This is a genomic window from Rhodococcus sp. AC861, from assembly GCF_979256035.1.
Genome location: NZ_CEEDMW010000090.1, coordinates 1 through 243, shown reverse-complemented (window position 1 = coordinate 243; position 243 = coordinate 1). Strand labels below are relative to the sequence as shown.

Below are 243 nucleotides of genomic sequence, written 5' to 3'. Positions count from 1 at the left end.
GGGGTGCCAGGGCGCCCACGGCTCCCTCGAGCCCGGCGAGCATCCCGACGACCGGTGTGCCGAGGAGAAGAGCGTTGTCCAGCGTGGCCAGTCGGAGATCGAGCGTCACCTCGCCGTTGGCGTAGTCGCCGCGCACCGCGTTCTTGTTGACGTCGATGGGGAACGGATAGGTGAGGAGATACCGGAATGATTCGGTGAGTGATGTTCCAGAATCCGCGAGAGACTTCAGGACCGGGCCCAGAT

1 pseudogene is annotated in these 243 nt (G+C 64.6%); it reads right to left on the bottom strand.

What is annotated here, in order from left to right:
- A pseudogene (locus AC0IX4_RS23270) lies at nucleotides 1-243 on the bottom strand (MCE family protein); the annotation flags it as partial.